The sequence below is a fragment of the Rhodopseudomonas palustris genome (assembly GCF_007005445.1).
In the GTDB taxonomy this organism is placed as follows: domain Bacteria; phylum Pseudomonadota; class Alphaproteobacteria; order Rhizobiales; family Xanthobacteraceae; genus Rhodopseudomonas; species Rhodopseudomonas palustris_G.
The window spans coordinates 790,465-803,560 of record NZ_CP041387.1; the positions used below are offsets into that span (position 1 = coordinate 790,465).

Consider the following 13,096-nt stretch of genomic DNA (forward strand, 5'->3'; position numbering starts at 1 on the left):
GAGGAAGGGGTCTGTCCCATGCAACCCGGAGCGTATTTGGACTTAGCGCAGGTTACCCTGTACGTATTTTGGATCTTCTTCGCTGGCTTGCTGTTCTATCTTCGCCGTGAAGACAAGCGCGAGGGCTATCCGCTGGTCGCCGACAGCGGCAGCGGCACCCGGCTGGCGAAGATCGGCGTGCCTGCGCCGCCGGATCCGAAGACCTACCTGCTGCGTGGCGGTGCCACCAAGACCGTGCCGTCGACCGGCAACGACCGCCCGAACGTGGCGCTCGCCCCGTCGGCTCCGTGGCCCGGTGCGCCGTTCGTCCCGACCGGCAACCCGTTCGCGGACGGCGTCGGCCCCGGCTCCTATGCCCAGCGTGCCGACGTTCCGGAGCTCGCCCTCGACAACCTGCCGGCGATCGCGCCGCTGCGTGCCGCCAAGGGCATGTTCCTCGATCCGCGTGACCCGAATCCGATCGGCATGCCGGTGATCGGCTGCGACGGCGTGGTCGGCGGTACGGTGACCGAAGTCTGGGTCGACCGCGCCGAAGTGCTCGCCCGCTATCTCGAGGTGGAAGTCGCCAAGAGCCGCAAGCGCGTGCTGCTCCCGGTGCCGTTCGCGCTGATCAACGATCCGTCTGGCCGGGTGTCGGTCGACGCGATCCGTGGCGATCAGTTCGCCGGCGTCCCGACCACCGCCAAGAGCGATCAGGTCACCAAGCTCGAAGAAGACAAGATCTGTGCGTATTACGGCGCCGGCACCCTCTACGCCACGCCGCTGCGTTCGGAGTCTCTGGTATGACCGACGTCCCCAGCCAGTTTCGTGAGCTTCCATCGCCCTTGCCGGAGGGAGAGCGCGTCATCTGGCAGGGGAAGCCGACCTACAAGGGGTTGGCCATCAGGTCCTTCCACATGCGGGCGGTGGCGATCTATTTCGCCCTGCTGATCGTGTGGAAGTCCTGGTCGTACTGGTCGAACGGCCAGTCGCCGGCGGAAGCGTTGATCTCGGCATCGACGCTTCTGATCCCGGCGACGATCGGCCTCGGGCTGCTCGCGTTGCTGGTCTGGTTGTTCCGGCGCGCGACCTGCTACACCATCACCTCGAAGCGCGTCCTGATTCAGATGGGCGTGGCGCTGCCGATCACCATCAACATTCCGTTGACCCGGATCGCCAACGCCGACCTCCGCCGCAATCGCGACGGCAGCGGCGACATTCCGCTGCGCGTCATCGACGACAGGCGCGCATCCTACGTCCTGCTGTGGCCGCACGTGCGGCCCTGGTACATCAACAATCCCGAACCGATGCTGAATTCGGTTCCGGACGTCGCCGCCGTCGCCGCCAAGCTCGCCGAGGCGGTGAAGGCGCAGACCGACAGCTCCGCGGTGGCGATCGTGCAATCCACCAGCAGCGGCCCGGAAGACGGTCCGCTGCCGAGTTCAACCGCAACGGCAATAGCCTGAACCGGAGATCGAGATGAGCGAGGCCGCGCACAATCTCAATGTTCCGAAGGGTGTCCTGATCGCGGCTGCGGCGGTCGTGTTGTTCACGATCGCCGCGGCGGCGACCACCAGCCTGACCGGCATCGGTCATTCCAAAATGACGCCGCCGGCGATGGTCGAAAGCCTCGACCTGAACTTCGAAGACAGTCCGGACGGTGCGGTGCTGGTGTATCGCTCTGCCGACCGGCAGCTCGTGGCGTCGCTGCAACCCGGCCAGTCCGGGTTCGTGCGGGTCGTGATGCACGGTATGGCGCGCGAGCGCCAGAAGTCCGGCATCGGCTCGACGCCGTCGTTCCAGCTCGCCCGCTACGTCAACGGGCAGTACACGCTGACCGATCCGGTCACCAAGAAGGTGATCGATCTCAACGCGTTCGGCGCCGACAATCTGCGTGCTTTCGCACAATTGATGCCCGCCGGCGACGGCGCGGACCAAACCACCTCCAATAATCAAAACCCCACCGGGAAAGGCGCTTCGAAATAAGCATGTTCGGACTAGGGAAACGCACGAGCTTCGACGTCCCCTGCACGGTCGAGATCGAACAGACCTCGGAAACCCTGCATGCACACGTCGTCCTCGACGGCGATATCGAAATCGGACCCGGCGACGAGGTCCTGGTTCACGATGCGCCGACCCACGTCGACTTCGGCGAACGTTTGGTCGTTCGTCGCACCGCAACCGTGGTCCGTGCCGGTCTTCTCGACAAGATCCGTGCGCGGTTCGAAGGCTACCGTGAACTGACCGAACTGTACGAAGTCAGCTTTTCGACCGGGAGGGCTCAATGATTCCAATGGAGGGCGGCGCCCAGGGCGCAGTGCGATCGCGACCAGACATCAAGGGCAGCATCGACAGCCTCGAAATCGCCAAGCAAGACACCATTCTGACCCCGCGGTTCTACACCACCGACTACGCCGCGATGGACAAGCTCGACGTCAGCCTCGTTCGTTCCGAATGGAATACGATGATGAACGAGCTGCGTGCCGACTACAACAAGTCGCACTTCAAGAAGACCGACGAATTCATCGAGAGCGACCTCGACAAGCTGCCGCCCGAGCTGCGCGCCGAATTCAAGGACTTCCTGGTATCGTCGCTGACCGCCGAATTTTCCGGCTGCGTGCTGTATTCCGAGATCAAGAAGCGGATCAAGAACCCGGAAATCCGCGAGCTGTTCGGTCTGCTCAGCCGCGACGAGGCCCGCCACGCCGGCTTCATCAACGAGATCCTCAAGGATCACGGCATCGGCGTCGACCTGTCGTTCCTGACCAAGGTCAAGAAATACACCTATTTCCGGCCGAAGTTCATCTTCTACGCGACCTATCTGTCGGAGAAGATCGGCTACGCCCGCTACATCACCATCTATCGCCAGATGGAGCGCCATCCCGAGCGCCGCTTCCACCCGATCTTCAAATGGTTCGAGCGCTGGTGCAACGACGAGTTCCGCCACGGCGAGGCGTTCGCGCTTCTGATGCGCGCCGACCCGTCGCTGCTGTCCGGCGTCAACAAGCTGTGGATCCGGTTCTTCCTGCTCGCGGTGTTCGCGACCATGTACGTCCGCGACCACATGCGGCCGGCGTTCTACGAGGCGCTGGGAGTCGACGCCACCGACTACGACATGCAGGTGTTCCGCGTCACCACCGAGATCTCCAAGCAGGTGTTTCCGGTGATGATCAACCTCGACGATCCGCGCTTCCTCAAGAACCTCGAACGGATCCGCATCGCCGCCGAGAAGATCGAGAAGAGCCACAGCCAGGGGCTGCTCGGCAGGATGAAACGTCCGTTCCACGCCGCCGCGGCGGCGCTGGCGTTCGGCCGGCTGTTCCTGCTCCCGGCCAAGCGCAACGAACTGCCGCGCGTCATCGGCCTGCGTCCGGCGTGGTGAGGAGGACGGTCCGATGATCAGCTACCTCGGCCCACCGATCTTCGCGGCGTTCGTCTGGTGGTTCTCCACCGGGGCGGTGCTGCTGCTGGTCGGCAGCGTCGGCCGCTCGGAGTTGCTGCGGGCGGTGTGTGCCGGGGGAATGCTGATCATCGCGCTGTGCGGCCTGTCGGTGACAGCGAACGACGTCAGCGTCGGCGCGGCCTACATGGCGTTCAGTTGCATCATCTTCCTGTGGGGCGCCCAGGAGATCGCCTTCCTGTCGGGCTGGCTCACCGGCCCGCGGGCCGAGCCGTGCCCGCCCGGCGCCAAGGGCTTCGTGCGCTTCAGCTATGCGTTGCAGGCAATCCTTTATCACGAGATCTGCCTGCTCGCTTGCGGCGGCGTGGTGCTTCTGGTCACGCTCGGCGCCGAGAACCAGGTCGGGCTGTGGACCTATGTGGCGCTGTGGGTGCTGCGCCAGAGCGCCAAGATCAATCTGTTCCTCGGCGTGCCCGTCACCAACGACGAGCTGATGCCGGACGCCGTGCAGTTCCTGAAGACCTATTTCGCCCGCAAGCCGGTCAGCGCGTTCTTCCCGATTTCGGTGACGCTGGCGACTGCGGTGCTGGTGGTTATGATCCAGCGCATTGTGGAAGTCGCCGATACGCCGTTTGAAGTGGTCGGGCTGACGCTGGTGTCGACGCTGTTTGCGCTCGGTGTCGTCGAGCATTGGTTCATGCTGCTGCCCCTGCCTGCCATCACGCTGTGGAGCTGGGGCATTCGTCCAGGTTTCTCGCCGGAGAACATCGTCATGGAACAGAACCCCTCCGCCACCATCGCTGCTGCGTCCGCGCAGGGCTCCTCGCAGCACGCCGATTCTCAAGCCGCGGTCGAGACTCGCCCCGCACCGCAGCTTGTCGTCGTTCCCACCGCCCGCGCCGAGGAGGCGCAGCCGAAGGCGCGCCAGGTTTGCGCCCGGCAGCGGCTGGAAGATCAGTTCCGCCAGACCTTCCTGGAGCAACATCCCCGGAGCGGCTTGGCATCGGCTCGGGTCGCAGAACCCGCCGCGACGCTCAACGGGAGGACGTCATGAACTACGAAGCCTATTTCAAGCGGCAGATCGAAGGCCTCCATCGCGAGGGTCGCTATCGCGTGTTCGCCGACCTGGAGCGCCACGCGGGTTCGTTCCCGCGCGCGACTCACCATCGGCCCGAAGGCACCAGCGAAGTCACGGTGTGGTGCTCGAACGACTATCTCGGCATGGGCCAGCACCCGGCGGTGCTGAGCGCGATGCACGAGGCGCTGGATTCCTGCGGAGCCGGCGCCGGCGGCACCCGCAACATCGCTGGCACCAACCACTATCACGTGCTGCTGGAGCAGGAGCTTGCGGCACTGCACGGCAAGGAAGCCGGTCTGCTGTTCGCCTCCGGTTATGTCTCGAACTGGGCGACGCTGTCGACGCTGGCGTCGCGCATGCCCGGCTGCGTGATCCTGTCGGACGAGCTGAATCACGCCTCGATGATCGAGGGCATCCGCCACAGCCGCAGCGAGACCCGGATCTTCGCGCACAACGATCCGCGCGATCTCGAGCGCAAGCTCGCCGATCTCGATCCGCACGCCCCGAAGCTGGTGGCGTTCGAGTCGGTGTATTCGATGGACGGCGACATCGCGCCGATCGCCGAGATCTGCGACGTCGCCGACGCGCACAACGCCATGACCTATCTGGACGAGGTCCACGGCGTCGGCCTGTACGGTCCGAACGGCGGCGGCATCGCCGATCGTGAGGGGCTCAGCCACCGCCTCACCGTAATCGAAGGCACCCTGGCGAAAGCGTTCGGCATCGTCGGCGGTTACATCACCGGCTCGGCGGCGCTGTGCGACTTCGTCCGCAGCTTCGCCTCGGGCTTCATCTTCTCGACCTCGCTGCCGCCGGCGGTCGCCGCCGGAGCGCTGGCCAGCGTTCGCCACATCCGCTCGAGCTCGGCCGAGCGCGATCGCCATCAGGATCGTGTTGCGCGGCTGCGGATGCGGCTCGACCAGGTCGGCGTCGCCCACATGCCGAACCCGAGCCACATCGTACCGGTGATGGTCGGCGACGCCGTGCTGTGCAAGCAGATCAGCGACGAGCTGATCAACCGCTATGGCATCTATGTGCAGCCGATCAACTATCCGACCGTGCCGCGCGGCACCGAGCGGCTGCGGATCACGCCGTCGCCGCAGCACACCGACGCCGACATCGAGCATCTGGTGCAGGCGCTCGCCGAAATCTGGGCCCGTGTCGGCCTCGCCAAGGCCGCCTGAGCCCTTCACTGATCTACCCGAGCAAGACTGGCGCGCGCCGCAAGGCGCGCGCTTTTGTCTTTGCGGGGCTCGCTGCCTGTGTCTGCCGCTCACCCCGACCCTCTCCCCGCGAAGAGCGGGGAGAGGGAGCGAGCCGCTCTTGGGGTGGCGCCTGAGCCCGACCTGGCGCGGACGCTTGAGAGTCTCAGTCTCGCGCTCGGCCCAGAGCAGTTCTGCAATTTATAGAATCAGAGCTGATCCGCACCGCGTGCCACACCTACAACCTCATGGTGAGGAGGCGCGTAGCGCCGTCTCGAACCATGTGACGCAGGGAATGCGTTGCCCCATCCTTCGAGACGCCCGGCTTCGCCGGTCTCCTCAGGATGAGGACTCAGTGCCTTCGGAAAAGTCGGATCGTTTCAATCAAACGATGAACCGCTCTAACTTCTCCCCGCGCGCGGGGAGAGGTCGGATTGCGCAGCAATCCGGGTGAGGGGGCATTCGGCAAGGCCGAACGTCAGAAATCTTCGACGGTCAGGGCCGGGCTCGGCGGATCAGGACCGCCGGTCCCCTTCGGTCAGCCCCGCTTGCCGCGGGGCGAGGGCCGGGTCAGCCGTAGCCGGCCGTGGGTGCGCGGCAGGAACTGCGGGCCTTCGGCCTTCAGGAAGTCGAGCATCGCCCGCGCCGGCGGCAGCAGCACCTTGTCCCGACGGCTGACCACGAACCACTGCCGCACCACCGGCAATCCTTCGACATCCAGAATCACCAACCGCCGCTCGTCGAGCTCGGTGGCGACGGTGTGGGCCGAGATGAAGGCGATGCCGAGCCCGGCAATCACCGCCTGCTTGATGGTCTCGTTGCTGGTCATCTCCATGCCGATCGCCGGGCTGATTCCGGCGCCGCCGAAGAACTGCTCCATCAGGCTGCGCGTGCCCGAGCCGGGCTCGCGGGTCACGAAGGTCTCGCTCGCCAGTTCGGCCGGCGCAATGCCGTCCTTGCGGGCCAGCCGATGCGCGGTCGGCGCGATGACGACGTGTGGATGGTCGCCGATCAGGTGGACGTCGACCTCGAGATCGACCGGCGGACGTCCCATGATGGCGATGTCGAGTTCGTAGTTGCGCAGCTCGGCGCCGATTTCCTGGCGATTGCCGATCGACAGATGCACGTCGATCTTCGGATGACGCTTGAGAAAGCCCGAGATCGCGAACGGCACGAAGTACTTCGCGGTCGACACCGCGCCGATCGAAATTCGTCCCGCGGTCTTGCCGGCGATCATCTCCAGCGAGGTCTCGCACGCGGCGATCGCGGCCTCGATCCGCTCGCTGAGCGCCAGCACTTCGCGCCCGGCGTCGGTCAGCCGCATGCCGTCACTGCTGCGCTGGATCAGCGGCAGATCGGCGAGCGCCTGCAGATTGCGGAGCTGCAGCGTCACGGCCGGCTGCGTCAGGTTCAATTTGACTGCCGCCGCGGTGATGCTGCCGGTCTCTGCCAACGCCGCCAGCGCGCGGAGCTGGCGGATCGAGACGGTCCTGAATTGTCGACTCATCGAACAACGACTGTATGCGTGGCGGTGGTCGAGTTTCGGTCATTCGCTCGGGAGGGTCAACCTTGACCGAACGCGCTGTGTCGTCCGCACCGGCGGCACGTCCGGCACGGCAGGCGCCGATCGGGCGTTCGACGATGTCGAGGTGGACGGTGATCGGACATCGATCGGCGTGCCCGGCGGCTTGCGTATCAGCGCCGTAGCTGGCGCGCGTCGAACAGGGGCGACTGGCGTGCGTTAGTTTCGGCTGATCACGAACCGCAGATGTGTGTCGTGTCGGAGAGGTGCGCCGGATGACGTGCGCGCGTGTGTCGTCGGCTGCTGCGACAATTCGATTAGTTGCGGTTGTTGGCGCGTCGAGTCGATTAGTTGCGTCGACGGCGCTGCGGGTCGGGTGCGGTCGCTTCGATGGGGGACTGGTCCGGCGTGTGCGTCGTCTGGCGGAGTGTGGATTGTACGGGGAGGGGGCTTCGTAAAGTTCCGAGTAATGTCGAAATTAGTACGTAACTACGTGTAATACCGAGTAACTGGCCGGGGTGCTTTCCATCGAGTGAGAATCGAGGTCACTTAAACGGTATGTTAGCGAGCTAACTATCATGGTGGTCGTCGTGGGGTTCGTCATTTGGTCCGTCATGAGGCTCGTTGTGGTGGTCGTCATGGCGCTGCGTCGATGCGGGTCGGAGAGGTTGTTTGTCACGGCAGGACCGGCGCGCGGGTGTCGGATAGGGAGGTCGTGTGAAGAGTCGCGTTCTGCATATCGACGACGATCCGGCGATGCTGAAAGTTGTTGCTGCGGTACTGTCACGTGATCCGACGCTCGAAACGAGAGGGTGCCTCTCCGCCGAGGAGGGGATGCGCGCCGCTGCCGAATGGCTGCCGGATCTGATTTTGAGCGACGTTTCGATGCCCGAGGTCGACGGCCTCCAGTTGCTCGGGGAGTTGCGCAATCGGCCGCTCACCATGGGAATCCCGGTCGTGTTCACCACCGCCTGTGGCCGATTCGAGGACATCGCCGATTTCAAAGCGCTCGGCGCGTCCGGCATCATCGCAAAGCCTTTCAACCTGCGGGAGTTGATCGGCAGCGTGCGCGGATATCTGGCGCTCGCGGCAACCGCGGTCGACGACGCCGGCCCGGCGCCGGAGATCGGAATCCGGGACCGCTTCAAAGACGATGCCGCGTTGCTCCGGGAGTTGCGCGGACCCTTCGAAGCCGGCGGCGCACCGGACGATTTGCGGCACGTCGTCCACAAGCTGGTGGGTGTCGCGGGGATCTACGGCTTCGGAGCGATCAGCGATGCTGCGGCAGCGGTCGAGGACGGGATCGCACATATGACGTCCGACGGCGTCGCCCGAGCCGACACGCTTGCAGGGCTGGATGGCCTCCTCGAATTGCTCGATCGGAACAGCGGCCCGCAACCGGATTGATCATCGCGATTTGGAGAGCCGTATGAACGCGCCCGTGATCCTGATTGCCGACGATGATCCTGCCGTTCTGGCGGCGCTGTCGACCCGCTGCAGGAAGATGGGGTTCGAGGTCGACACCGCGACCAACGGCCTGCAGATGCTGCTGAAGGCCAGACGCAGCTCGCCCGACCTGATCATCGTCGACATCAACATGCCGAAGCTCGACGGGCTCACCGCCTCGTACCATCTGCTCGAACCGGGCGGCCTTGCGGCGGACGTCATCATCGTCACCGGCACCCCGAGCGACGAAACGCTGCAGCACTGCGAAGCGATGGGGCTGTTCTACGCCTGCAAGCGCGAGCAATTCTGGCAGGATATCTGCCAGGCCCTCACGGAGATCTTTCCGCACATGGCCGAAGCGATCGCCGAGCAGATCGGGCCGTTTGCGACGATGCCGGACGCGGTGCCGAGCAATCCGCGCGTGCTGGTGGTCGACGACGACGAGCAGGTCGCCCAGTTCTTGTCCAGCCGTCTGAAGAAGCTCGGCATCGAGGTGCTGTACGCGCCCAATGCGGCCCGTGCCCTGCGGCTCGCCGCCAGCCACTATCCCAGTGTCGTCGTCACCGACTACTACATGCCCGAAGGCGACGCGGAATTTCTGATCATGCGGCTGCGGAGCTCGCGCGCCACGGCGCAGATCCCGGTCATCGTCATCAGCGGAAGGGAGCTCGACGAGACCACTGCCAAGCAGCTCAAGCGAGAGATGCTGGGCTATCCCGGCGCCGTCGGCATCTTCAGGAAGTCGTTCGACGTCAGCGAGCTGTTCGATGCGATCCAGCAATATTGCTCGGCCGAGCCGATTGCTGCCGTGAAGCTCTGACACCGATGGTTGCCTGCCTGTCCCCAGGAGCGTCCGCACCCAAGGTCTCGCAGCCGGTCGCGCGCGAGCGGGCGGCGCAGCGGCGGTGGCTGGTCGGGATGGTCGTCGGAACGGTGGCCAGCGCGCTGTTGAGCGCCCTCGTCGCCTATGGGGTCGCGGAGCAGAATGTCCGCACCGTGGCGCGCAAGTTCGATGCGCTCGCCGCTGATTTCACCGATCAGCTCGAGGACAATCTCGGCAGCTATCGCTTCGGACTGCTGGCCGCGCGCGGCGTCGTGGTGGCCAGCGGCGGCGAGTCGATCAGCTTCGACACCTTTCATCGCTACGCCGAGACGCGCGACTTTCTCCGGGAGTTCCCGGGCGCCCGCGGATTTGGCTTCGTCCGTCCGGTCGAACCGCAGGACGTGGCGGCGTTCGTCGCGCAGCGGCGCGCCGGCGGTCAGCCGACCTACAAGGTCTCCCAACTGGCCCCGCACGACGGTACGCGATACCTCGTCACCTACCTTGAGCCGAGCCACATCAACGCCGTCGCGTACGGCATCGATCTGGCCTCGGAGAGCAGCCGCAAGACGGCTGCCGATGCGGCCGCGGCGACCGGCGAGGCGACGATGACGGCGCCGATCGAACTGCTACCGATCAGCGGGATGGACAGCGGAGTGCTGATTCTGCTGCCGGTGTATCGCACCGGCGATCCGATCGCGACCGAGGAGCAGCGGCGACGGGCGCTGATCGGCTGGGCCTTCACCGCGATCGACATCTACCAGATCCTGGCGGACCTCCACAGCGGCACCGGCGCGTTCGGGTTTACACTGACCGACGATGGCGGAGCGCCGTTTCACACCGTCGGCAGGCCGCAGGACGTTGGGATGTCGTTGCCGGCACGCGAGATTTCGTTCGCGGTCTACGGCCGCACCTGGCACATCCAGATCTGGGCGTTGCCGCCGTTCGTGAACTCCTTGAGTCTGCCGAGCCCGTGGCTCGGCTTCACCGTCACGCTGGCGCTCGGATTTCTGCTCACCTCGCTCGTCAATCTGCAGATTTCGTATAAGGCCCGCCGCGCCGAGCACGACATCGCACGGTCGCGGCTGGCGGCGATCTTCGAAAGCTCGAACGACGCGATCATCGCCAAATCGGTCGACGGCACGGTGGTCGACTGGAACAAGGCGGCCGAGCGATTGTTCGGCTATTCCGCCGAAGAGGCGATCGGCCGGCCGACGACCGAATTGATCGTTCCGGAGTCGCTCTGGGACGAGGAAAGCCGCATCTTCGCCGACATCCGCGATGGACAGAAGGTCAGCCATTTCCGGACCAAGCGCAACAAACGCAACGGCGATCCCGTCGACGTCGCCGTCAGCGTCTCGCCGATCCGCTGCGAAGACGGTTCACTGATCGGCATCGCGACCGCCGCGCGCGACATCACCGATCTGGTGGCGGCCGAACACAAGATCCGCAACCTCAACGCCTGGCTGGAACGGCAGGTCGCCGAGCGCACCGCGCAGCTCGAGAAAACGCTCACACTGCAGTCCGCCATCCTCGAACGCGCCGCTTATGCGGTGATCGCCACCGACGTCACCGGCACCATTACGCTGTTCAATCCTGCGGCCGAGCGGATGCTGGGCTACGAGGCCGAGGATCTGATCGGCCGGGCGACCGCGATGCTGTTTCACGATCCCGATGAACTCGCCGCGCGCGCCGACGCGTTGCGGCAGGAGGGGGTCGATGTCGGCTCGAATCTCGGCGTGCTGCGTGCGCGCCTCGCGCGCAGCGATCCCGACACCGCGGTGTGGACCTATATCAACGCGGAGGGGGGCCGGATTCCCGTCCGGCTGACGCTCAGCCGGCTGCGGACGAAAGACGGGACCGATCTCGGTGTCCTCGGAATCGCGGTCGATCTGACCGAGCAGCTCAAATACGAGAACGAACTGAAGGCCGCGCGCGCCAGCGCCGAGAAGGCCGGCGCCGCCAAGGCGGATTTCCTCGCCAATATGAGCCACGAGATCCGCACCCCGCTCAACGGCATCATCGGCTACGCCGATCTGGTGCTGGAAGACCAGACGCTGGCGCTGGACACCCGTCGGCAGGTGATACGGATTTTCGAAGCCAGCGACTCGTTGCGGGTGATCATCGACGACATCCTCGACTTCTCGAAGATCGAGGCGCTCGGCGTGACGCTGGAAAGCAAGCCGCTCTACGTCGAGCAACTGATCGACAACTGCATGTCGATCATCCAGCGGAAGGCCGAGAAGAAGGGACTTGAACTGCGGGTCGACGCGCACGAAATCCCGGCGGTTCTGATGGGCGATGGTGCGCGCCTGCGACAGGTGCTCCTCAATCTGCTCAACAATGCCGTCAAGTTCACCGAGGCCGGCTCCGTCGAATTGAACGTCGCCTGCCTGTCGCGCGTCGGCGATCGTGCGCGGCTGCGTATCACCGTCACCGACACCGGCATCGGCATCTCGGCACAGGATCAGAAGGGATTGTTCAAGCGCTTCAGTCAGGCCGACGAGACGATCTCCCGCAAATACGGCGGCACCGGGCTCGGCCTCGCGATCTCGCAGCGCATCGTTCAGGCGATGGGCGGCGAGATCGGCATCGACAGCGCGCCCGGCCGCGGGAGCACGTTCTATTTCGAGATCGAACTGCCGATCGCCGCCGAGCTCGACATCGAGAGGAGCGAAACGCTGGTGGAGGCCGGCCGCAGCCTCAAGATCCTGGTGGTGGACGACGTCGAGATGAATCGCGATCTGTGCAAGACCATGCTGACCCGGGCCGGCCACGAGGTCGACCTCGCCGACGGTGGCAGCGCCGCGATCGCGATGGTCGGCAGCCGCCGCTACGACGTGATCTTCATGGACATTCAAATGGGCGAAATGGACGGTCTCGAGGCCACCCGCCGCCTCCGCGCTCTTGGTGGGGAGGGGGGCGGGGGGGCGATCATTGCGCTCACTGCGAACGTCCTTCCTGAGCAGGTGGCACGCTACAAGGCGGCGGGGATGGACGGGCACCTCGGCAAGCCGATCAACCGCGCCGAACTGCTCGCCTGCGTGGCGCGATGGGCAGACGTCGGCGTGCCGCACGTGCCGTCGGAACCGCTGGCGCCGGTCGACCTCGGTTCGGAGATCGAGCCTCCGGTGCGTGATCACGAGGCGCTGGAAGATCTGCGGCTGTTCGCCAGCGATGACGATATCGCCGGCTTCTTCGCCCAGCTTCGCGACGCCACGGCGCGTATCCGGGCGCAATGGCCGCACCACATCGATGCCTCGCAGCTCGACCAGGAGTCCCGCACCGCGCTCGGAGCGGTGGCTCACAAGACCGTGTCGCTGGCCGGCCAGCTCGGCTTCATGCAGCTGGCGGCGGCGTGCCGCCGGATGGAGCGAGCCTGCCAGCCCAACAAGGATATTCCCGGCGCTTTCGCCGCGCTCCACGACGCTTTGGACAACGCCGCTCCGGTACTCGACGGAGCGCAACAACTGGTCTGAGCCGGGCCGGCGCGATATAAGAATTTCTTTTGCAATATCGAAGATATTGAAATTTCTCTTATTTAGGCGGTTGTGGTCAAAGTCGTCCCGCAACGCAATCCGGCGCCGATCGGCATCGCGCGAGCCGCGCGATCAGGCTTCCGAACGGCGTCCGATCATCCTGCCGCCTC

The 13,096-nt window shown here is 65.2% G+C and carries 11 protein-coding genes; 10 read left to right on the forward strand and 1 reads right to left on the reverse strand.

The genetic code is table 11. The features are described from left to right. Positions 1-18 precede the first annotated feature (18 nt). From puhA to hemA, 7 genes are read left to right on the forward strand one after another with little or no spacing between them, the layout of a single operon-like run. Positions 19-786: a photosynthetic reaction center subunit H gene (gene puhA / locus FLL57_RS03625; RefSeq protein WP_013503637.1), complete on the forward strand. Its 768-nt coding sequence runs from the start codon at positions 19-21 to the stop codon at positions 784-786. After that, entirely contained in the window at positions 783-1,445 is a 663-nt protein-coding gene (puhB, locus tag FLL57_RS03630) for a photosynthetic complex putative assembly protein PuhB (RefSeq protein WP_047309888.1), read from the forward strand. The genes puhA and puhB overlap by 4 nt, the downstream gene beginning before the upstream one ends. 13 nt (positions 1,446-1,458) lie before the next feature. Next, complete coding sequence (puhC, locus tag FLL57_RS03635) at positions 1,459-1,965, forward strand: photosynthetic complex assembly protein PuhC (RefSeq protein ID WP_142882158.1); 507 nt, start codon at positions 1,459-1,461, stop codon at positions 1,963-1,965. 2 nt (positions 1,966-1,967) lie between these two features. After that, the gene (locus FLL57_RS03640) at positions 1,968-2,267 is read left to right on the forward strand and encodes a hypothetical protein (protein ID WP_013503634.1); all 300 of its coding nucleotides are present in this window, start codon (positions 1,968-1,970) and stop codon (positions 2,265-2,267) included. Beyond that, the gene (acsF, locus tag FLL57_RS03645) at positions 2,264-3,361 is read left to right on the forward strand and encodes a magnesium-protoporphyrin IX monomethyl ester (oxidative) cyclase (protein WP_013503633.1); all 1,098 of its coding nucleotides are present in this window, start codon (positions 2,264-2,266) and stop codon (positions 3,359-3,361) included. Before FLL57_RS03640 ends, acsF begins: the two co-directional genes overlap by 4 nt. A 13-nt stretch (positions 3,362-3,374) precedes the next feature. Further along, positions 3,375-4,433 carry a putative photosynthetic complex assembly protein PuhE gene (gene puhE, locus FLL57_RS03650; RefSeq protein ID WP_142882159.1) on the forward strand — a complete coding sequence of 353 codons (1,059 nt, stop codon included), beginning with the start codon at positions 3,375-3,377 and terminating at the stop codon, positions 4,431-4,433. Then, positions 4,430-5,641, forward strand: coding sequence for a 5-aminolevulinate synthase (hemA, locus tag FLL57_RS03655; RefSeq protein WP_013503631.1), 1,212 nt, complete (start codon positions 4,430-4,432; stop codon positions 5,639-5,641). The genes puhE and hemA overlap by 4 nt, the downstream gene beginning before the upstream one ends. Positions 5,642-6,197: 556 nt before the next feature. Here the strand turns inward: hemA and FLL57_RS03660 are convergent. Then, positions 6,198-7,166 (reverse strand): LysR family transcriptional regulator, encoded by a 969-nt coding sequence (locus tag FLL57_RS03660; RefSeq protein ID WP_047309885.1) that lies wholly within the window; start codon positions 7,164-7,166, stop codon positions 6,198-6,200. A gap of 732 nt (positions 7,167-7,898) precedes the next feature. Between FLL57_RS03660 and FLL57_RS03665 the strand changes: the two genes are divergently transcribed. From FLL57_RS03665 to FLL57_RS03675, 3 genes are read left to right on the forward strand one after another with little or no spacing between them, the layout of a single operon-like run. Then, entirely contained in the window at positions 7,899-8,588 is a 690-nt protein-coding gene (locus FLL57_RS03665; RefSeq protein WP_142882160.1) for a response regulator, read from the forward strand. A gap of 22 nt (positions 8,589-8,610) precedes the next feature. Continuing rightward, positions 8,611-9,447, forward strand: a complete 837-nt coding sequence (locus tag FLL57_RS03670) for a response regulator (protein ID WP_142882161.1) — start codon at positions 8,611-8,613, stop codon at positions 9,445-9,447. Positions 9,448-9,452: 5 nt separating this feature from the next. Further along, positions 9,453-12,926, forward strand: coding sequence for a PAS domain S-box protein (locus FLL57_RS03675; RefSeq protein WP_142882162.1), 3,474 nt, complete (start codon positions 9,453-9,455; stop codon positions 12,924-12,926). Positions 12,927-13,096: the final 170 nt, after the last annotated feature.

What these genes read in the sequence shown, in the direction of transcription:
- puhA (WP_013503637.1), top strand. Translation starts at nt 19, where the DNA reads ATGCAACCCGGAGCGTATTTGGACTTAGCGCAGGTTACCCTGTACGTA.
- puhB (WP_047309888.1), top strand. Translation starts at nt 783, where the DNA reads ATGACCGACGTCCCCAGCCAGTTTCGTGAGCTTCCATCGCCCTTGCCG.
- puhC (WP_142882158.1), top strand. Translation starts at nt 1,459, where the DNA reads ATGAGCGAGGCCGCGCACAATCTCAATGTTCCGAAGGGTGTCCTGATC.
- FLL57_RS03640 (WP_013503634.1), top strand. Translation starts at nt 1,968, where the DNA reads ATGTTCGGACTAGGGAAACGCACGAGCTTCGACGTCCCCTGCACGGTC.
- acsF (WP_013503633.1), top strand. Translation starts at nt 2,264, where the DNA reads ATGATTCCAATGGAGGGCGGCGCCCAGGGCGCAGTGCGATCGCGACCA.
- puhE (WP_142882159.1), top strand. Translation starts at nt 3,375, where the DNA reads ATGATCAGCTACCTCGGCCCACCGATCTTCGCGGCGTTCGTCTGGTGG.
- hemA (WP_013503631.1), top strand. Translation starts at nt 4,430, where the DNA reads ATGAACTACGAAGCCTATTTCAAGCGGCAGATCGAAGGCCTCCATCGC.
- FLL57_RS03660 (WP_047309885.1), bottom strand. Translation starts at nt 7,166, where the DNA reads ATGAGTCGACAATTCAGGACCGTCTCGATCCGCCAGCTCCGCGCGCTG.
- FLL57_RS03670 (WP_142882161.1), top strand. Translation starts at nt 8,611, where the DNA reads ATGAACGCGCCCGTGATCCTGATTGCCGACGATGATCCTGCCGTTCTG.
- FLL57_RS03675 (WP_142882162.1), top strand. Translation starts at nt 9,453, where the DNA reads ATGGTTGCCTGCCTGTCCCCAGGAGCGTCCGCACCCAAGGTCTCGCAG.